The organism is Pseudomonas sp. UMAB-08, from assembly GCF_900095225.1.
Taxonomy (GTDB): Bacteria; Pseudomonadota; Gammaproteobacteria; order Pseudomonadales; family Pseudomonadaceae; genus Aquipseudomonas.
Map to the genome: position 1 here is coordinate 1 of NZ_LT607418.1, position 19912 is coordinate 19912.

13 protein-coding genes and 1 pseudogene are annotated in these 19912 nt (G+C 55.1%); 7 read left to right on the plus strand and 7 right to left on the minus strand.

All coding sequences use genetic code 11. The features are described 5' to 3' along the window. Positions 1–188, plus strand: a 188-nt coding sequence (locus K0F75_RS09910; protein ID WP_219061701.1) for a hypothetical protein, incomplete at its 5' end; no start/stop codon positions are given. A gap of 31 nt (positions 189–219) precedes the next feature. On the opposite strand, the gene K0F75_RS09915 is transcribed toward K0F75_RS09910, so the two are convergent. From K0F75_RS09915 to K0F75_RS09940, 6 genes are all read right to left on the minus strand, one after another. Beyond that, complete coding sequence (locus tag K0F75_RS09915) at positions 220–1272, minus strand: hypothetical protein (protein WP_219061702.1); 1053 nt, start codon at positions 1270–1272, stop codon at positions 220–222. Positions 1273–1330: 58 nt separating this feature from the next. Then, on the minus strand, positions 1331–2356 hold the full coding sequence (locus tag K0F75_RS09920) for an AAA family ATPase (RefSeq protein ID WP_219061703.1): 1026 nt from the start codon (positions 2354–2356) through the stop codon (positions 1331–1333). Further along, positions 2341–3909 (minus strand): ATP-dependent endonuclease, encoded by a 1569-nt coding sequence (locus K0F75_RS09925; protein ID WP_219061704.1) that lies wholly within the window; start codon positions 3907–3909, stop codon positions 2341–2343. The genes K0F75_RS09920 and K0F75_RS09925 overlap by 16 nt, the downstream gene beginning before the upstream one ends. A gap of 175 nt (positions 3910–4084) precedes the next feature. Continuing rightward, positions 4085–4603, minus strand: coding sequence for a hypothetical protein (locus K0F75_RS09930; RefSeq protein ID WP_257604293.1), 519 nt, complete (start codon positions 4601–4603; stop codon positions 4085–4087). Between the two features lie 108 nt (positions 4604–4711). Further along, complete coding sequence (locus K0F75_RS09935) at positions 4712–6601, minus strand: hypothetical protein (protein WP_257604294.1); 1890 nt, start codon at positions 6599–6601, stop codon at positions 4712–4714. A 543-nt stretch (positions 6602–7144) separates the two neighbouring features. Then, positions 7145–8059 (minus strand): LysR family transcriptional regulator, encoded by a 915-nt coding sequence (locus tag K0F75_RS09940; RefSeq protein ID WP_257604295.1) that lies wholly within the window; start codon positions 8057–8059, stop codon positions 7145–7147. 478 nt (positions 8060–8537) lie between these two features. Here K0F75_RS09940 and K0F75_RS09945 point away from each other — a divergent pair, with 478 nt between their 5' ends. The 5 genes from K0F75_RS09945 to pgm all read left to right on the plus strand — a co-directional run bounded on the left by K0F75_RS09945 (position 8538) and on the right by pgm (position 17341). Continuing rightward, the gene (locus tag K0F75_RS09945; protein ID WP_219061706.1) at positions 8538–9560 is read left to right on the plus strand and encodes a zinc-dependent alcohol dehydrogenase family protein; all 1023 of its coding nucleotides are present in this window, start codon (positions 8538–8540) and stop codon (positions 9558–9560) included. A 587-nt stretch (positions 9561–10147) separates the two neighbouring features. Beyond that, complete coding sequence (locus K0F75_RS09950) at positions 10148–11644, plus strand: hypothetical protein (RefSeq protein WP_219061707.1); 1497 nt, start codon at positions 10148–10150, stop codon at positions 11642–11644. Positions 11645–11749: 105 nt separating this feature from the next. After that, a complete protein-coding gene (locus tag K0F75_RS09955) occupies positions 11750–13147 on the plus strand; it encodes a PLP-dependent aminotransferase family protein (protein ID WP_219061708.1) in 1398 nt (465 codons plus the stop codon). A gap of 162 nt (positions 13148–13309) precedes the next feature. After that, positions 13310–15550, plus strand: coding sequence for an ATP-dependent DNA helicase (locus tag K0F75_RS09960; RefSeq protein ID WP_219062026.1), 2241 nt, complete (start codon positions 13310–13312; stop codon positions 15548–15550). 144 nt (positions 15551–15694) lie between these two features. After that, positions 15695–17341 carry a phosphoglucomutase (alpha-D-glucose-1,6-bisphosphate-dependent) gene (pgm, locus tag K0F75_RS09965; protein ID WP_219061709.1) on the plus strand — a complete coding sequence of 549 codons (1647 nt, stop codon included), beginning with the start codon at positions 15695–15697 and terminating at the stop codon, positions 17339–17341. 91 nt (positions 17342–17432) lie between these two features. Here pgm and K0F75_RS09970 read toward each other — a convergent pair whose 3' ends face one another. After that, positions 17433–18128, minus strand: a complete 696-nt coding sequence (locus K0F75_RS09970; protein WP_219061710.1) for a pirin family protein — start codon at positions 18126–18128, stop codon at positions 17433–17435. 515 nt (positions 18129–18643) lie between these two features. On the opposite strand from K0F75_RS09970, the pseudogene K0F75_RS25670 reads away from it, so the two are divergent. Further along, positions 18644–19912, plus strand: a pseudogene (locus tag K0F75_RS25670) (UvrD-helicase domain-containing protein); the annotation flags it as partial.

The following is a 19912-nucleotide window of genomic DNA, read 5'->3' on the forward strand; positions in this document are numbered from 1 at the left end:
AATCGGCGTTTTTTGAACCTCAAACAGCGAGGCCGTTAAAAACTGCTGCTTACTTCAGACCTTCCTTAAGGCTGGTGTTCGAAAGGGTGAGTTGGCCGGACGCTTACGGTTATTTACAATTGTTGATTTCGTTGTCGAAACCTGGGGCGAGGGGATCGCCATTAAAAAGTGTTTTAGTGCCATTGTGAGCAAACTGCGAGCGCAGCCGGCTCGACGACCTCATTCGTAAGGTAGTTCACCAAGCAGCCCTATCATCAGATCTCCACTGAGGATTTCAAATGGCAGCTCGATATACTCGTTCGGATGCCGAGGAATGGCTTTACCGTCATGACTCGAGTTCTTCGTATGACCCTGCACCTTTTCACCATTCTCCTTAATGTAGGGGAGCACGACGATACGGCCATGATTCTTCGAGATGATCGTTCCCTCGTGCCAAATAGTTTGTCCGCTGCCGCTCGCTGAGTCGCCGCCGATGGTTTTGACCACCCAGCCTGGCTTACCATTTTCCTCGTACCAAAAAACGAAGCCACTCATGACCACTACCAGCTGACCGCGGGACTTGGCCTCAAGCAGAATCTTCTGGATGCTTGCATGTTGAAGCAGCTGGTTGGCGCGAGGCAGTAGCAAGGCGCGGATCGCAGCTTTTGTCTTCCCCCAATGGTCAGTACCTGAGAAACCAAACCCTCTCGCTATTTTTTCGCGAACGCAGTACACCGCACATTTTTTGGAGGGGCTTAAGCGATGTGTCCAGTCGAATTCCTTCGTCCGAGCTAAGGCGACTCGGTAACGCGAGAAGTTGATGATTTGCAGGTAGGGGGCTTCCTCGAGTTGACGGACAAGGTCCTCGTGCATCCCCTGAAGTTCAGAGGGCAGAATGAGGTCTTGCGCCGCAGGGCGTGGACTGGAAGCATGCCTGCGCAGCGCCTCAGTGAGCATCAGAAGTTCTTCATCAGCCAGGCGTTCTTGCACGGTGATTTCTTTTTCGGCCTTGAGGGTCACTGATGTCTTCTGAGGCTCGCTGAGGCCAAGCATCTCGATCCGTTCCGCAATCCCTTCATTGAAACTAGATGCGACTTGTCGAGCTTCCTCCTGCGTTGCGTAGTTGTGCGCCTTAGCGTGACCTTCTGACTCAACGTAATCAGGCAGCCATTTCAGGTCACCTGAAGGAAGTAACTTGAGGGCGTAGATCAACCAGCGATTCGTCTCATACCAGCGAAACGGAAAGGTCGCCAGCGTCGGATATGTATACCCAGGCATTTCGCTCAACAACATTGTCACACCTCCAGCATGCAGAAGTGGTTAGGATGAGCACTCCACATATGCGCGAATGCTAAGTTTTGTATTGCTTGAATAGGTTGTCTGGCGCCACATAGACCCTACCTCGCGCCCGCGAGAATGCCACGTAAAGCTTATTTCGGGTCTGAGCCACAGACTCGTGAAGTTTGTCCTCGAGATACTGATTCCACGCTTTAGTGCCTAGTATCACGCAGATGTCTTCATAGTGATCCTGGCCCTTGCTTGCTCCCCAATTCTGCGAGCAACACCCGTATTTGTAATGCTGCTCATAGAAGAGTTTGACCACGTTTTGATCGCGATGAAGCTGATCGGCTAGCTCCTGGGTGTTGACGTTCACCACCTCGCTCACCCTGTCTTCATGAGCGTCTATGTTGATCTGCAGGTGAACACGAATAAACTCACACACTGTCGTCCCACATCGCCAGCTCTTGCTTAGGGTCTCCTTGTCGACCGTGATTTTGGCGTCCTTGAACCTCTTCTCGTAACGCAATATGTCGTTGTGGAGCGAGCCATTGACCGTCCCATCGCGGCTTGTATCGAATGTGTGCTGGTAAAAGTCGCCCACGAGAAGCATGTCGGCGTTGGCGGCAGATACCTCCAGTAAGAGATTAAAATCGTGCCCGGCAAAATCCTGCACTTCGTCAACGTAAACGGCATCGTAGAACCGTTCGATGCGAGCCCTAACTACCGGCAGTAAGCCCTTCACCTCGATCAACTTAGCGAGACGGTTGTGGTACAGCCTTCCGCTAGGGTCGCGATAACGTCTCATGTCATCGAGTGCAAAGTTCCGTTGTGGCGGTCGCCTGAAATTCACTCCCCTCGTGTTCATCTGAAGCTGCATTATGGGGCGATAACAGAATCCATGCAGGAACGAGAAGTAGGTCATCAGGGAGATGTTCGACGGAATGGTGCCAAATTTCTGAATGATCCGGTTACGTAGGTGGCTATGGTTATTCTCGGTGTAGGTGATGATAAGAGCGCGCTTTTCCAAGCTGAGACAGCTGATCAGATGCGTGGTTTTACCCGAGCCTGCCACTGCAAAGATCACTCTTTTATCCATGCGATCGCATCCTTGATGTACTGAGGGGCAACCAACTCGTCCGCTTTCTTTGTGAGCAGCTCGAAGGCTGCGTCTGCCTTGTTCTTGAGCATGTACTCTTGAACGGTTAGCTTCTTCCGCCCTGCGGCGAACAGGGCTTCACAGGCGGCCTGGTTGTCCTGGTACAGACCGATCTCGAACGTCGAGCGCTTGTTGTCCTGATCTGCAAATATTCGGGCGCCGTTGTAGAGGCAGCCCTCATAATTCTCCACACAGTACTGCTGGTAGTTCCCGTCGTTGTCGCGGATTGCCGCCACGTTGATTCCCAGAAGCTTTCCGAGCTCCAGGTAGCGTTTGAAGCTGGTGCCACCGATGGAAATGATGTGCACCTGATCCGCTTGTGGCGATCGGCCTTCGGAATACTTCTTGTACATCTCTTCGATGAGGATGAACTCGGCATCACCCTCGACCAAAATGACCTTCTTGGAGAGCGCAAACTCCAGGACGTTGTTGTCAGGAGCCTTCATGAAAAAGGTGGCGGTGCCGTCGGAAAGCGCTCTTAGGCGACCAGCCTTCTGGTCGCTCCCCAGTAGTAGCGCATGGCGAAGGTCGAGCCTGGAGCAGATGTGGCTGCTGTGTGTGGCTATGAAGAGCTGATTGCCCGCTGTGTTGGCTAACTGCTCGACTAAGAGCTTCATCTTAGTATGGCTGAGATGGTTCTCGGGCTCCTCGAGGAGCAGGGCGTGCAGTTCGCCTTTGGCCTCATGCCGTCGCAGCGCGAACTCTGTCTTGATGAAACACTGCTCACCTTTGCCGCGGTTTTCGATGGGGATGCCATCTTTGGTGATGATCAGATCGGTTTCGAGATTGGAGCGGATGCTGGTTCTTACCCCGAATTGATAGGCGCCCAGCTCTGCATTAAGTGCAGCAAGTTCGTTATCACGGAACGCCTCTTTGCCTCGACGATAGCAGTTCTCGAGGCTGTAGCGCTGCGCCGGTTCAGCGTTGAAGCTGAAAACTGTGCGCGTGTACTCTCGCGCTGCGTATTCGCTGTCGATGCGAGAGCTGTCCAGCATCAGGTGCTTCACTGGACGTCGGTAGCTGACATGCGGGGCCGCTGAGAACGTGGAGAATTTCACGGCGTAGTATTCGTAAGGGAAATTATCGGGATCCTCGCGAAGCAATTGCAGGATCGTCGCGCCGAATTCCTCGATCAGAGGCGCAATCTCCATCCGGATTCCATCAGTCATCGCTCCTGCCAAATTTTGCGTGCCGTAGAATCCTTGGTCGTCACCTTCCTCCAAGAATACATCCACGATCAACGTCGGAAGCAGGTCGAGAGTCCGCGGCCCTCGTTTGAAAGCACGCACCGCTGCCTGCGCAAGAATTGATTCATAGCCGATGGTTTCAACACGGCTTCGGCTCGCGCTTAGGGCAAGATCCAATGCGAGCAGCACGCTGCTTTTGCCTGTCTCGTTGTCACCGATCAGCACGTTGACCCCGGCATCAAACTCGAGCATCAGCGAGTCGAACTTCTTGAAGTTTTGGAGCATCAGTTTTTTGATTGCAGGCATCTCGAATTACCTTCCCCAGCGACTCGTAAAATTGCAATTCATTCATGACGCACCACGGCAGCATCAAACCTTTGCTGCCTGGCGACTGGCATCGCTATTTCGGTGCATCTTTATGGTCGTGTGATCGTTGGCAATGTTCTTCTCAGTGTCAACCAGGGCAAGATATATATGGTTGTTACCAGAGTCGTCCATGGCGCTCTAGCACTGTCATCAAGACGCTATTGGCATGAGTAAAATTGTCGAGTTGATCTCTGAGGTAATATGCCCACTTTTCGCCATGGAACAGGTTGTTCCTAAGCCTCCATACGATCATGAGTAGGCAAAGTATTTTGTCACGCGGATCGTCGTTCTTTCGCTCAATCACACTTACCACGAGGTCAGGGTGATCTGAGGTTCGAAGGTTGAGAAACTGGAAGTGATGTGTCAATTCGCCGTTCGCGAAATAGCGGTTCTGAAAATACGTAAGTTCTTCATCGTACAGGCCATCCTCAAGCGTACCTTCTGCTATCCAATCATCGACCTTCGCACGAATGAGGCCTGCTTGCGCGTAATTGCCCATGATCTTTGACTCGAACAGACTCCAAAGGAAGGAGAAGTCAAAAATGGCGCGGCGATCCTGATCAGGTAGATCCCGAAAACCTGGTGCATGCATGTATAGCCACAGCTCGCTCGCACTTTGTGCAGTATCAGTCATGGATCCATCCTCCTTCACATCCAGCAAAACTCATCACTAAATCAATACCCACCAGCCGCGTGGTGCGGTTTCGAACTGAAGCGCCTGGTTCAAGCCTTGTGCGAGACTTCAGGAGAACATTTCGCATAACAAGTCTTCACGCATCCTTGCCCAGACCGGGTCGAGCATCTGTCTAGTCCACTTTAAGTCGTCCGCAGTGCAGCTGATGGCCTCAAAGCAGCAAATAAGCGACCGAAGCGCCATTTCCAACATCGTGCAACTGGTCAAGCGCGTACTGCTGTGCTCTGTCAGATCTGCAAGGCTTTCTACCAGTGGCCTTTGATCCAGTTGGAGATTGCTTCGGATGTAACTGTGGTGCTGCTCAGGCAGGCGGTATGCCAAATGTTGAACACAGCGTAAAACACGCCTCAGCAAGTCGTGCTCAATATCAGCCGCAGTGGCAAGGCAGCTGAAATGCAACTGCATTGAATGCAGGCAACTGTTCAATTGCTCGGCTGTCATTGCCGCTGCTATATGTCGCACGCTGAGCCGAGCTAGCGAAAAGACATACTCCTCTGTGGCAAAAACCGGAACATGACCCGTGAGCTTTTCAACTGGGTTGGTCAACCATGATAGCTCCTGCTGGGTTTTGTGTCGGTACCAACCCCTGACGTTAGGCAGCAGTGTCGAAAACATCCAATCATGGGTAAATTCAGCATCCCATTGTCCTCTCGGCCCCCAAGCGCTGGAAAGCTCGCGCAGATTATTGGGGTTCCAGCAAATGGTGATATCAGGTTCGTAGCGGCCGGTTGGACCCCCTTCGTCATACGCATATGAAATCAGATGATATCCAGCGTCCATCGCAGCTGTCGTTGTTGGCGAAAACACTTTTAGGACGCTGTTGGATGCATCGAAAATGTGCTTATCAGACTCACCTTTGCTGTAATCGTGTTCGCTGACGTAATCCATGATCACACGCCACAGAGGTCGTGGCAGGCTGACCAGCGCATGGACTGGTTCGGATGATTCGCTGAGTCTCTTAAACCGCAGAGACCTCCAATCGTTTTCCAGTGCCTCTATTGCGGAAAGGTAGTGGGTCCATGTTTGTCGCAGGCACCAATCTAGCTGTTCGAGCTCAGTGCTATCCAGGCTTAGTTGAAACTTTGGTGTTGTGAGGAGAAAACGATCTGGGTCGCTCAACGGCAGAGTGAAAGGGCTCTTAAGCGGATTGTGAGGATGTCCTGCCCATTGCACCCATCGCACAAGATCTTTTCCGTCAATTGCGAGTGATACGCCCTCCAGATTGGAGCGGGCGAACGAGAGAATGGCAGACGCGCGGGGGGAGCTGCGATTGGGCAGAATCACCTCCATTCTGACGCTTTCGTTTTCGGCAGTGAGACGAGAGTCGGATTGGCTGATGTAGGTACGACGAAAGAGTGTTGGCTCTTCGGTTGGCATGCTGAGGGTGTAGCAAAAGCGGTCGCGAATCTCCTTAGAAAAAAACCGCTCGACAAGCTCAGGGCTGTCCCGAAGAAGCTCTTCAATAACGCCTCGGTCCCAAACCACCGCTTGGATGTCGCGTGACTCAAGCTCGGCTTCTGCGAGGTGCCAAGCTTTCACGAGCTTATCGTCATGTTCTATGTTGACTGAGACGCAGAGAATCCAAACGCGGGAATCCTTCGCTAACTGGCCATCCAGGAATGCATTCAGCCACTTTCGAATGTTTGACGGCTTGACGGTTTCCCAGTGTTTCACCTCTGCAACGCTGTATTTGTTCGCCTTGGTGGTTTTCCAAATTATGTCGATTCCACCCTGCGCCTGACCAGATTTTCCGTACTGGAACACTTGGGTGCCACTTCCAATGTACTGACGCTGGATCAGCTGAGCGCAAAGCTTCTGAAAACTTTCCCAATGCATCAGTTTCCAAGGCAACTCGCCAAGCATGGGATCAAGAATGTCGGCGATCACCGGCACCGGGTCGGCCAGAAAATTTCCGAGATCGATATCTTTGTACGTCATCAGGTCCCTATGCATTAGCTTTGAAATTAGCGGCTGAATCTGCCAAACAATCCTCGCAGGTGCCAGAATGAACTAGCGTATGCATTGATAGGTGAGCACTGAAGGAAAATGCGCCGTGCTATCTATGAATGTTGCCACCCAGAGCCTAGCCTCTGGATCTAGCGCATGGAAAGTGTCAGCCCCCTCCAATCTTGAGTTAGTCGGGCAGAGCTAACGCGATACTGCTAAGTAAGTGCATGATTATTAATGATTAGTTGCCACACTGGAAAACGATTCTTTACGGAGGTAGTGTTGTTTGTTCATCGGTTGCAATATCCACCGTTTCGCTGAAAGCCTCAGGCCGGTCTATCGAATCGCAGAAATTCAGTTGGAGCTATCCTCATCCAACAACCTGCTTGGCTTTAGGCTGGGGGCATCCTTTTCAAACCATCCAAAGCATGCCCTCAGATGTGCCCCCAATGTAGCAATCCACTGGAAGTAAATGGATCTCCATGGCCTATGAAAAGCCAGAAATGATCAGCTAAACAGCCTGCCCGACGACGCCTAGAGACTCTCAGGGTCGCCAAAAAACATCTGAATACGCGAGCGCAGCCATCGTTCTCCTGGGTCATTATCCTGAGAGCCGCGCCATGCCATGTGCAGCTCAAAGCTACGCGTTTCAATCGGTACCTCTTCAGCGCGTACGCCGCCGGCGGCGGCCAGCACATCAGCTGCATAGTCCGGAACGGTCGCCACAATATCGGTACCGGCCAGCAGTGAGGCCAGGCCGTTGAACTGTGGCACTGCCAGCACGACATGACGTTTGCGCCCGATTTTTTCCAGGTACTCGTCGATAAATCCGCTTAAATCACCTGAGAACGAGACCAGGGCATGAGGCCGTGTGCAGAAGTCATCCAGGCTGAGTGGGCCTGGTATCGTGTCGGCGCGCAACAACTTGGCCCGGCTAAGGCGCAGCACTTTTCGTTTGGCATTGGCGGGCAGATCCATGGTGTAGCTGACGCCAATGGAGATTTCGCCGGATGCCAGCATCGCGGGCATGAGGATGTAATTGACCCGTCGTACCACCAGCACAATGCCTGGGGCCTCGGAGCGCAGACGCTTGAGCAACGACGGCAGGAGGGCGAATTCCGCGTCGTCGGACAAACCGATGCGGAACACAGCGGTGCTGGTTGCAGGGTCGAATTCTGACGCACGGCTGACGGCAGTGGAGATCGAGTCGAGCGCAGGGGAGAGCAACGCGAAAATGTCCACCGCGCGGGCGGTCGGTTCCATGCTGCGCCCGGTGCGCACGAACAAAGGATCATCGAACAGGCCGCGCAGACGTGAGAGCGCCGCACTGATCGCGGGTTGGCCCAGAAACAGTTTTTCTGCCGCACGAGTCACGCTTCGCTCATGCATCAATGTTTCGAAGACAATAAGGAGGTTGAGGTCAACGCGACGCAGGTCATTGCGATTCATGAAAGATGATCTCGGGCCGTTTGTCGATGCGAGGGTCCATGCCAGCACTTAGATGTGCGGTCTATCCGCTCAAACACAGCGGCTCGGATAGGGAAACGCGACGTGAATAGTACGAGGAATCAGTAGCGTTCTGCATTGATAAATTCAACGCCGGTCCATTAATCATCAAAATCAATGTGGGTCGCGATAGAAAGCGGCTGCGAGATGCAAGAAAGCGGAACGCCGGACATTATCGGGTGACCCCGCGAAAGCACTTGCCCGGTCGACGTGTACGGGCGGGTTGCAATGTCGCGATTAGGTGCGAACAATGCCCTGCGTAAAAGCTGAATATTTTTCGTTTTTCTGCAGCCAGATTTGCGCCATACCGGCGCAGCAGAATCAATGACATGCATGTCGACTATTAATAGCCACTGATAGTGTTCCCGGTAAAGCCCGGATAAAGTTCATGGCATTAAAGGTTCATAAGGCGAGGTTCGAAATGTCCCGCACGATCCGTTTTCATCAGTTTGGTCCAGCCGAGGTCCTCAAGCTTGAGGAGCATCCTGCTGCGCAGCCGGCACCCGGTGAGGTGAAAGTGCGCGTAGAAGCGATTGGCATCAGCTGGTATGACGTGCTCTGGCGGCAAAATCTGGCGCCATCGCACGCTCGGCTGCCTGCCGGCATGGGTCATGAGATGGCCGGTGTGGTGTCAGCAGTAGGCGAGGGGGTTCATGATCTGGCAGTGGGCGACAAGGTTGCCAGCTTTCCTGCGGTCAGCCCCAATGAGTACCCGGTGTATGGCGAATCGATTGTGTTGCCACGCCTGGCCTTGACCCGTTATCCAGATGTGCTGAGCCCGATTGAAGCAAGCGTTCATTACACCCCACTGCTGATGGCCTATTTTGCTTATGTCGATCTGGCGCATATCAAGCCAGGGCAGACCGCTCTGGTGACCGATGCCAGTCACTGTGCCGGTCCGGCATTTGTGCAATTGGGCAAAGCCTTGGGTGTGAAGGTCATTGCGGCGACCAAATCTGCTGAACAGCGCGATTACCTGCTTTCGTTGGGCGCGGACAAAGTCATCGTCACTGAGGAGCAGGACCTGTTGATGTCCGTCAACAAATACACTGACAACCGGGGTGCCGATGTGGTGCTCGATGGTTTAGGGGGGCCGCAGATGTCGATCCTCGGCGATGTTTTGGCTCCGCGTGGCAGCTTGGTGCTTTACGGTTTACAGGGCGGGAATCAGACGCCATTCCCGGCGTGTGCAGCGTTCCAGAAGAACATTCAGTTCTTTGTACATTGCCTGGGCAACTTCACCGGCAAGCCGGAGCTGGGCATCACTCAGGACGAAGCCGCAGTGCAACGTGCATTGCGTGACATCAACCAGCTCACGGCGGATCGGGTCCTGGTGCCGCAGCTTACGCGGGTATTTCCCTTTGCCGAGGTTGTTCAGGCTCACCGCTACATGGACGGTTGTCCCATCGGCGGTCGTGCCGTGCTGCAGATCGAACAGGTTTAAATACAGACGCTCATCGGCGCCACTGTGCGGGCGCCGCCGGAGAGTGACTGCTCTTAAGCGCTCGAACGAGTCACTGGATAAAAATTGAAGTCTTCCCGTTATTCAGGAGGGCTTTTTTGTGGTGCCTGCTGCACGCCCGGCAACGATGTAACTTCTTGTATCACTGCGTCGCACGTTTAATACACTACAGTCCTTCGTTTAAAATCTATACGCCACGCTTAGCGTTGTTTAAATAGTCTGCGCCAATCCTGCACTGTCCATCCGGTATAACGTTCACTCACACTCAGTGGGCTCGGTAATTGTCGGTGCACAGCCGAAGTATTAAACGCGCGCGTTTGTTATTTAGTCGCGTTTGTCAGTCGCCGAACTGCGCTGCTTTTTGCTACGCATCTGTACCTTGCAAACACGTCGAAGACATTGATAATACGTCGGTAATTATTGCTCAGGGAATGAGTCATGGTCGAACAACAATATTTTTCCAGCTCTTCATCGAATCAACGGTCTCAGGCCGACAGCTTGGCGGGCTTGCTTGTCAGGCGCCTTACGGGGACTGCTGATGTGGTTATTCGCTTGCCAGGTGCCGCGCTATGAGTTCTATCCATGAGCAGGCAATGAATTATGTTTACCAACAAGTACTGCAGCGCTTACTCAGTTACTTCACCCGCGCCGAGCGAACAGCGCTGCAGTTACTGATCCAGCGTTTGATCGTGGCGGCGGGGGGCATTGAACGCATCGGAAGCTTCAAAGTAATGATCGCGTTTGGCGGCGGTAAAGACAGTGCCTATACCGTTGCCTTTATGCGGGCCGCGCAATTGAGTATCGCAGGCCGGTCGCCGGCCACCTTCAACTTGCGAATCGCCACGCTGCGCCACGCAGGTATAACGTCGGCCGTGATGGGTAATATCCATCGCAGTTATTCGGCGTTGTTCCTCTATGACGACCCGCGCGTAGAAGTATTGATGGTCGATCAACAACAGATTCGACCCTTTCGAGTGGACTTGCCGTTTTCCACGGCGGGGCGTGAGTGCAACCGCTCGGACATGTTATTGACGGGGCATATGACGGCGGGTGACGCTCGTGCGACGTTCTGCAATAGCTGTTACTTGGGGCTGGGCGATTTTTTTGCGCGTGCCGCGTGCTGGGGGACCGGGATCGATGCGTTGGTCAGCGGCGACTCACGCAAAGAGCAAAAGCAATACGCCGCATGGGTCATGCGCCTTGCCGAAGGCTTGGAGGTCCCTGCCTCGGACTGGAGGAATCAGAGCTTCAATGGCGTGCTCAAGACGCTGAATAGCGTCGGTCATGCTTACTATCGCGAGCTGTATGAAGAAGGCGCCGAGCCTGCGGGTCGCCTCGTTGCATACCCCAATAAATCCGTTGTCCCTGCGTTCATTACTATTTTCGATCTGGTCAGCTGCAAAGCGGATGATCATTGGCCTTTGCTGACCGATTTCCTAGGATTCCAGTTCGATGACCTTGCGTTCAGCTTCAGCGAATCCGATTGCGCCAATCCGATGTTGATGGCGCACATGCGTGGCTTGCAGGCTCACTATGTACGCGGTCGCCGCTACCAGGACGGGATTGCCGAATACCTGGAGGTTGCAAAGGGGTTGATGCGCAAGAAGCAAATGCCCGAGCGCTTGATTGAACAGGCCATGACGGCCTACGACGGCAATCAAAACATCGAGGGACGCCGCGCACTTGCATCGGCGTACGCACAGGAGGCATTCGGCCTGAATGACGCGCAGCTGGTGTGCCTGTTGTTCGCGCCGTTCGTGGATTCAGGCCGCGCTCTGGAAGCATTCCTGCGCCGTTGTCATCCCGGAATGCTGGTCGCGTTGCCTGACCTGCACAAAGCGTTAATGGGGCTGCAAGTCCCGGAGCAAGTCCTGCAATGGCTGATCGATATCAGTGGGTTGAGCAAAGTGGGATTGCAAAACCTTTACCGTAAAAAAAGGGTGGATTTCGGCGATCAGACATCGTTGATCGCCAGGGTCCGCGCCAGTGACCCCGATAAGCGCAGCATCGTGACGGTCGACCCGAAGACGGGTGAGGCCATGGCCGAAATAGTGTCCGGGCGCTAAGCGTGATCCTCATGCCCGCAGCGACTCCCGGAAATTGACCGGCAGTTGCTGCGGGCCCGCGCATGTTCTCTGGGGCGGCGGTTACGCATAGACGGGTTACAGCTTATGAAAGACAGCACGTCCAACTTTGCTTATCAGGCAGTGTATTGCTACCTCAACCAGCTAATTGGTGAGGTAAACAGCGGATCCACGACCAAATTACCGTCATTGCGCGACCTGGCCAGGCGTTTGAAGGTGTCCATATCGACCGTTCAGTACGCCTATTGCCTGCTGGAAAAAGAGGGCCGGATCCGTTCCGTACCTAAATCTGGCTATTTCACGTTGCCCTGCCTGATGCCATGTCCCAATGGACAACATGACGAAGACCTCCTGGAAAAGCTTTACGCCAATGCTCGTCGTCCGGGCATGTTCGTGCTCGGCAATGCTGAGCCGACGATGCTGTCATCGCTCGAAAATCCGTTGCTGATGCTCGAACGCGAACTGATTCGTCATTACCCGCGTCAGCTCAACCTGCAGTTCCAGCCCTTTGGGGTACTGGAGTTACGCACGGCGTTGGCCGCACGTTACACCTCCTGTGCGCAGCATTGCTGGCATCCAGACAATGTCTATGTCGGGGCGGATTTGCGTGGGGTGCTGAAAATAGTCCTTGATGCACTGGGGCTTCGGGGCGGTACGGTGCTGGTGGAGTCGCCTTGCTCCTGGACGATCTTGCGCTTGCTGCAATCGTTCGATATCCGCGTGATCGAGATGCCGCTGGACAATGAAGGTTGCGTGGATCTGCCTTGGTTCGACCAAACAATGCTTCAGGAGGACATTGGCCTGGCAGTCCTGCCGTCTGTGGTGAGTTCGACACAAGGCAGCTTGATGCAATTGGAAAACCGTCAACAGCTCGCCCGTCGACTGAACCTGAGTGGCGTTTGGGTTCTGGAGAATGACAGCCTCGGCGAACTCTGCTTCGAGCCGCCGGCGGGCCGATTGCGTGACTGGATCAACCCTGAGCGGTTGTTAGTCTTTTCCGCTTTCGACAAGATCATCGGACCTGAAGCACCTTATGGGTATTTGCTGTGCAAGCATTTCAGTGTTGAGTTGCAACGGCATTTTCTGGTGCGCTCCTTCTGCCTGCCTCCCATTCGCCAAAAAGCCATCGCGCGGCTTTACAGCTCTGGGCGCATAGATCAACACATCACCGGACTGCGACGCCTGTTGGAGGACCGCATGCTGACCCTGACCAGCCTGCTGCACGAGCGTGCAGGGGCCAGTCTGCGTTTCAACCTGCCCGGAGGCGGCGCCGCCATTTGGGCCGAGTGCGTTCGGCCGGTGGACATGCGCCGAGTGTTTGACCGTCTGCTCAAGCGGCGGATATTTATCGCGCCCGGCGAAATATTCAGCCTGCAAGGCCTGCACCAGCAAAACCTGCGGATCAGCTTCGCCTTCGATTGGAATCAGGACATTGGCACGGCGCTCAACATACTGGACGACCTGTTGCGTCAGGAGAGGCTGTAATCCTATAGCCGTCGGGCGGGCCACTGATCCAATTATGTTTGCCAGCGCCGGGCGATAGCTGGTATCTGTACACCCATCCAGTACCGGTGTTTAAACGGCTTTGCCACTCTAGTGACCCTCGATCCTCTCCATGACGCCAACGTTGATGACCCCAGCTATGGGGTGGCCGTGCGTGCCTTGTGCGAATTCACGGCGAAGGTGGGCGACCTCGATTTGCGCTTCACCCCGACGCCTACGGCACTGGAAGGCATGGCCGGTCACCGCACAGTGGTTGCCCGTCGCGGCGAGGCCTATCAAGCTGAAGTGGCACTCAGTGGTGACTACCTGCAACTCAAGGTTCGGGGCAGGGCGGATGGTTACGATCCGGTACTCAACCAACTTGAAGAAGTAAAGACCTACCGAGGCGACTTGAGCGCCATGCCGGCGAACCACCGGCAATTGCACTGGGCGCAAGCAAAAGTCTATGGCTGGCTGCTTTGCCAGCAGATGGAACTGGACGACGTCACGCTGGCGTTGGTCTATTTCAATATCGTCAGCGAGCAGGAAACGGTGTTTCGCGAACGCTATACAGCGAACGCGCTTCATGTTTTTTTCAACGAGCAATGTGCGATTTTTCTGCGCTGGGCCCAGCAGGAACTGGCTCACACCCATGCCCGCAATCAGGCCTTGGGTGCGCTGGCGTTCCCTCATCCGAGCTTTCGCACGGGCCAGCGAGCGCTGGCCGAGTCGGTTTATAAAGCGGTCAGCACCGGCTGTTGCCTGATGGCTCAGGCACCGACGGGTATCGGCAAAACGGTGGGCACACTGTTTCCGATGCTTAAGGCGGTCCCTGCGCAAAAACTCGACAAAGTGTTCTTCCTCACAGCCAAGACCCCAGGGCGAAAGCTGGCACTGGACGCCTTAAGCGTCATTCGCCACAGCGCACCGGATCTGACCCTGCGCGTGCTTGAAATGGTGGCCCGGGAAAAAGCCTGCGAATACCCTGACAAAGCGTGCAACGGCGACTCCTGTCCTCTGGCTAAGGGCTTCTATGATCGTTTACCGGCAGCACGCAGCGCCGCAATGGACAATCCATGGCTCGATCAAGCCGGCGTGCGTGAAGTCGCCCGTCAGCATCAGGTTTGCCCGTATTACTTGAGCCAGGAACTGGCGCGCTGGGCCGACGTAGTGATCGCTGATTACAATTATTACTTCGATCTCAGCGCCCTGCTGTTCGGCCTCAGTCAGTTCAACCAGTGGCGCGTGGCCGTGCTGGTGGACGAAGCGCACAACATGGTCGAGCGCACGCGGCAGATGTACAGCGCCAGTCTTGATCAGCACAGCATGAACACTGTGCGCAACGGTGCACCTGAGCCGCTGAAGAAGTCCCTGCAACGGCTCAACCGTGAATGGAATGCGTTGCACAAGGATCAGGTGCTCGATTATCAAGCCTATCCCGTGACACCTGCGCGGTTTTTGCAAAGCTTGAATCTGTGCGTGACTGCGATGGGTGATTACTTCAACGAGCATCCTCGTGCCGTCGATGGCGCCTTGCAGAGCTTCTACTTTGAAGCGATCCAGTTCGCGCGGATCGCCGAGTTGTTTGATGAGCATTTTGTGTTCGATATCAACAAGCGCGAACAGGGCGGAAAGCGCAGCCTGTCGCGGCTGAGCCTGCGCAACGTGGTGCCAGCCGGCTTCGTCCGCCCGCGTCTGACGGCGGCGCGCAGCACGGTACTGTTTTCCGCGACCCTGAATCCCCGCCGTTATTACGCGGACCTGCTCGGTCTGCCTGGCAATACTGCGTGGGTCGATGTTGAGTCGCCGTTCTCCCGGGAACAGCTGGATGTGCGCATCATCAGTCAGATATCTACCCGATTCACCCATCGACAGGCATCACTGGCCCCCATCGTCGAATTGATGGCCGAGCAATTTCAGGCTCAACCCGGCAATTACCTGGCCTTCTTCAGCAGTTTCGACTACCTGCAACAGGTCGCTGATCTGCTGCACCTGCTTCATCCACAGGTTCCGTTGTGGCAGCAATCACGCGGCATGGCTGAAAGCGAGCGGCAGGCGTTTCTCGATCAGTTCACCTTGAGCAGTCAGGGCATCGGATTTGCGGTGCTGGGCGGGGCGTTTGGCGAAGGCATAGACTTGCCGGGCGCTCGATTGATCGGTGCGTTTATCGCCACCCTGGGCCTGGCGCAATTGAATCCGGTGAATGAACAGCTAAAGCAACGAATGGCCGCGCTGTTCGGCGCCGGATACGACTACACCTATCTATATCCCGGCGTACAAAAAGTCGTACAGGCTGCGGGCCGGGTCATTCGTGGTCAGGATGATCGTGGGGTGGTGATGCTGATCGACGACCGTTTCGCCGAGCGCAAGGTGCAAAATTTGCTACCCGCCTGGTGGCAGCTGTAAAACGTTCAAGGCCTTACGGATAGATAGCTTAGCGTCGCGGTCAAACTGCCAGTAAACTGCCGCCTCATGGCTCCCCTGCATCTGTCGGGGTGTTGTACGCAGAACCTGTTCTTTTTTGTCTTCTTCCATCCATGGAGGTTTCGTATGAGTCTCAGTCCATTTGCGGGCAAACCAGCGCCAGCAGAACTCTTGGTCGATCTTCCGCGACTGGTGACGGCCTATTACACCGGCCAACCCGACGCATCGGTTTCCACCCAGCGCGTTTCGTTTGGCACGTCGGGTCACCGTGGCAGTTCTTTTGAGCTGAGCTTCAACGAATGGCATGTTCTGGCCATCAGTCAGGCTATCTGCCTGTACCGTCAGGCCAACGGCATTGACGGTCCGTTGTTCCTCGGCGCAGATACCCACGCCTTGTCGACACCGGCCAGTGTCACCGCGCTGGAAGTGCTGGCGGCTAACGGCGTGCAGGTCATGATCGCCGAAAATGACGAATACACACCGACCCCGGCGATTTCCCACGCCATTATTTGCTACAACCGTGGCCGTACTTCAGGGCTGGCTGACGGTATCGTTATCACCCCGTCGCACAACCCGCCGGAAAGTGGTGGCTTTAAATACAACCCGCCCAATGGTGGTCCGGCAGATACCCACATCACCAAATGGATCGAGGCAAAAGCCAACGAACTGTTGGCCGAGAAGGTGCTGGGCGTCACTCGCATGACCTATGAAAAGGCCTTGCGTGCAAACACCACCCACCGCCATGACTACCTCAACACGTATGTCGCTGACCTGAAAAACGTCATCGACATGGATGCTATTCGCGGCGCCAACCTACGTCTGGGCGTTGACCCGCTGGGCGGAGCCGGGGTGCATTACTGGTCGGCGATCGGCGAGCATTACGGCCTGAACCTGGAAGTGGTCAATCAGCACGTCGACCCAACGTTCCGCTTCATGTGCGTGGATTGGGACGGTCGCATTCGTATGGACCCGTCCTCCAACTTCGCCATGCAGGGGCTGATAGGCCTTAAAAATCGCTTTCAAGTCGCATTCGCTTGCGACCCGGATCACGACCGTCACGGCATCGTCACCCCAACGGGTGGACTGCTGGCACCGAACAATTATCTGGCGGTGTCCATCGACTACCTGTTCCAGAACCGTCCCCATTGGCGTGCCGATGCTGCCATTGGTAAAACCGTGGTCAGCAGCGGCATGATTGACCGCGTGGCCAAACGTCTGGGTCGACGCCTGTATGAAGTGCCGGTGGGCTTCAAATGGTTCGCCGATGGCCTGTTCGATGGTTCCCTGGGTTTTGGGGGGGAAGAAAGTGCTGGCGCCTCGTTCCTGCGTCGAGACGGCAGCGTCTGGACCACCGACAAGGACGGCCTGATCCCGTCATTGCTCGCTGCTGAGATCACTGCCCGTAAAGGCCGTGACCCTAGCGAAATCTATCAGGCCCTGACTCAGGAATTGGGCGAACCGTTCTCCACTCGCGTGGAAGCCAAGGCTAACCCTGAGCAAAAAGCGCTGCTGGGCAAGTTGTCGCCCGATCAGGTGAAGTCCACTGAATTGGCCGGTGAAACGATCCAGAGCATTCTCAGCCATGCACCGGGCAACGATCAGGCCATTGGCGGCTTGAAGGTCATGACCGAGAACGGCTGGTTCGCAGCACGTCCTTCGGGCACTGAAGACATTTACAAGATCTACGCTGAGAGCTTTATCGGTGAAGACCACCTCAAACGTCTGGTGGCAGAAGCGCAGGTGTTGGTAGACGCGGCCATCGCACCGCGCTGATTGGCGAGCAGGACGAAAAAGGGACGGCAAATGCCGTCCCTTTTTCTTTTTCGCGGTTTCTACAGCGGCATGTCTGCTGCGTGAAGCGGAATCAGGCCACATCCACCAGAATAACTTCACTGTCCTCAATGGCCGTAACACGCAGCACGTGCTCATCCTCTACCGCAACGCCATCACGCGCGGCTGCACGCAAACCGTTGACCTCAATGATCCCGGTCGCCGGAACCAGATAGGCTCGGCGACCCGCGTCCAGTCGGTACTCAGCGGTTTCACCGGCCTTCAGGTTGGCGGCTACCAAACGTGCGTTGGCACGAATACGCAGGCTTTGGTCATCGCCATCCTTACCGCTGGCCAGGGTGACGAAACCTTCACGCTGACCTTTAGGGAACGGTTTGGCACCCCAGGAAGGCGCTGAGCCGGTCTCATCCGGCACAATCCATATCTGGAAGATCTTGGTCGCAGTCGATTCCATGTTGTACTCGCTGTGGGCGATACCGGTTCCGGCGCTCATGACCTGGACATCACCCGCCTCAGTGCGGCCCTTGTTGCCCAGATTGTCTTCGTGGGTGATCGCACCTTCACGGACGTATGTGACGATTTCCATGTCGCGGTGCGGGTGTTTCGGGAAGCCGGTCTGTGGGGCGATGACATCATCGTTCCATACCCGCAGTTGGCCCCAGTTCATGCGTTTAGGGTCGTAATACTCAGCGAAAGAGAAGTGATGATGAGCGTTCAGCCAGCCATGGTTTGCGCCGCCCAACGTGTTAAAGGGTCTTAATTCGAGCATGATTGTGGCCTCCAAAGCAGAGCCGGTCTGTTCGCACCAGTACTGCTGAACGATAAATCAATGGGTGATGGCGAACATCATCTATCAATTATTCATCGAAAATAAGCGGAAAAATCGCGCTAAAACAATCTACTTATTCGATTTGTCGGGTCGACGTATCATTGATCTCTCTTTCGACTGTACCTGCAGTTGATCGGCTAACGCGCTGATGGCAAAGCATTTCGCTAGAACTCGCCGACGATTACAGCCACCATAGACGCTTCTTCGCTCACAAGCTGACATCTGGAGCCTGCGTGCCGCATCAACTGCCTGCCGATCTGTCCCCGCCTGAACAATTGCCCTTTTTCAAACGCCTGCTGGCACGACTCGTTGGCCATAGCCTGACGGGCTTGCGCTCGCAGCATGTGCCGTCCTGGTTACAAGGGCATGCCGATGGCTACCTCAACGGCCACGCTGAAGGCATGAACGAAGGTTACGCGGAAGGTCGGCTCGACGCGGCAGAGGACAGCCAGCAAGTGTTGCTGATCCGCGATACCCGGCCCACCGAACACCGTGGCCCGCGCATCGACGACCACCTGTTTGATGACTGGCGCCTGGCGCTGACGGCGGATCTTAAAAAGCGCATCAAAGCCGATGTCGCGCTGAAGTTGCCCAGCCATGCCCAGCCCAGTGCCGCACAATGGAAGATGATTTTCAGCGACACACCCTCTACNNCCCTCTACCTACGTCATTGCCGGGGCCGGTGCGGGTAAGTCCACATCGCTGGTGCTGCGTATTCTGCTATTGAGCCATTACCTCGGGTTTGAACTCAGTTCCATGACCGTGGTGACGTTCACGCGTGAGTCGCGCAAGGACTTCATCAATAAGCTCATCCAGATCATGGCGCTGTGGGGCCACAGTCTGAGCCTCAAAGAAGGTCGCGATCTGGTGCGCACCTTTCATTCGCGGATCCTCCCGTGGGTACGCAGCCTGCCGGGCTTTAGCCAGTTACGCGCCTTCGAGAATCTCAGCAATCAGGTGGCACTCAGTGGGGAAGAGGGCGCCGACAGCAACCCGTTCGATTTGCGGATCAACGACGCGCAACGTCAGCAACTGAATCTCTGCTATCGGGATCTGTACGCAAGCAACGAGCGGTTTCGCGAGGTCATGGCCCCCTTGTATCGCCATGCGTTGCAGCTCAAGGAGCTGGACCGCGATCATCCGGACGTACAGAAACGTATCACGGTGACCGAGTTGTCGGCCAAGCGTGATGAAGAGCTGTGCGACACTATTGAGGACTTGTGGTTTCGTGCCAAGGCGTGGCCTCTAAAAGGCATTGAGCCTATGCGGCAAACCGTTGAAATCAATGGTTTTGCCTTTCATTTTCATGGCTACATTGCCGAGTTGGATGCTTGGGTGGTGCTGGGTTTCGATCCCTCTGAAAACCAGCAGATGAAGCGTTCAACCGCCAAGTTACCGATCTGGGCCGAGTGGGTAATAAAGCGCACCCTGTTTCAAGCTTTCTGCCGCAAGCCTGTGATTTGGCTAGAAAACTATGATGCCGCCAAACGGGTTTTGCAGTCGCTGGCAGGGTCAGCCGTCGCGGGGCCGGGCTTCGATTACAAGGTAAAGGGCGAGCTGAGCGCCGCGCCCGTGCTGGATGCGTTTGTCACGGCTGCCAGCTTCATCGAGAACCTGGGGCTGGACGTTCCTGCTGCTGTGGCTCAGATGAGCTTCGCCGAAAATGACCCGGATCGGTTTTTCTTCGAAGCCCTGAGTTTGTTCTGGAAGGCGTTCGAAGCGCA

What these genes read in the sequence shown, in the direction of transcription:
- K0F75_RS09935 (WP_257604294.1), bottom strand. Translation starts at nt 6,601, where the DNA reads ATGACGTACAAAGATATCGATCTCGGAAATTTTCTGGCCGACCCGGTG.
- K0F75_RS09940 (WP_257604295.1), bottom strand. Translation starts at nt 8,059, where the DNA reads ATGAATCGCAATGACCTGCGTCGCGTTGACCTCAACCTCCTTATTGTC.
- pgm (WP_219061709.1), top strand. Translation starts at nt 15,695, where the DNA reads ATGAGTCTCAGTCCATTTGCGGGCAAACCAGCGCCAGCAGAACTCTTG.
- K0F75_RS09955 (WP_219061708.1), top strand. Translation starts at nt 11,750, where the DNA reads ATGAAAGACAGCACGTCCAACTTTGCTTATCAGGCAGTGTATTGCTAC.
- K0F75_RS09950 (WP_219061707.1), top strand. Translation starts at nt 10,148, where the DNA reads ATGAGTTCTATCCATGAGCAGGCAATGAATTATGTTTACCAACAAGTA.
- K0F75_RS09915 (WP_219061702.1), bottom strand. Translation starts at nt 1,272, where the DNA reads ATGTTGTTGAGCGAAATGCCTGGGTATACATATCCGACGCTGGCGACC.
- K0F75_RS09930 (WP_257604293.1), bottom strand. Translation starts at nt 4,603, where the DNA reads ATGACTGATACTGCACAAAGTGCGAGCGAGCTGTGGCTATACATGCAT.
- K0F75_RS09925 (WP_219061704.1), bottom strand. Translation starts at nt 3,909, where the DNA reads ATGCCTGCAATCAAAAAACTGATGCTCCAAAACTTCAAGAAGTTCGAC.
- K0F75_RS09970 (WP_219061710.1), bottom strand. Translation starts at nt 18,128, where the DNA reads ATGCTCGAATTAAGACCCTTTAACACGTTGGGCGGCGCAAACCATGGC.
- K0F75_RS09945 (WP_219061706.1), top strand. Translation starts at nt 8,538, where the DNA reads ATGTCCCGCACGATCCGTTTTCATCAGTTTGGTCCAGCCGAGGTCCTC.
- K0F75_RS09920 (WP_219061703.1), bottom strand. Translation starts at nt 2,356, where the DNA reads ATGGATAAAAGAGTGATCTTTGCAGTGGCAGGCTCGGGTAAAACCACG.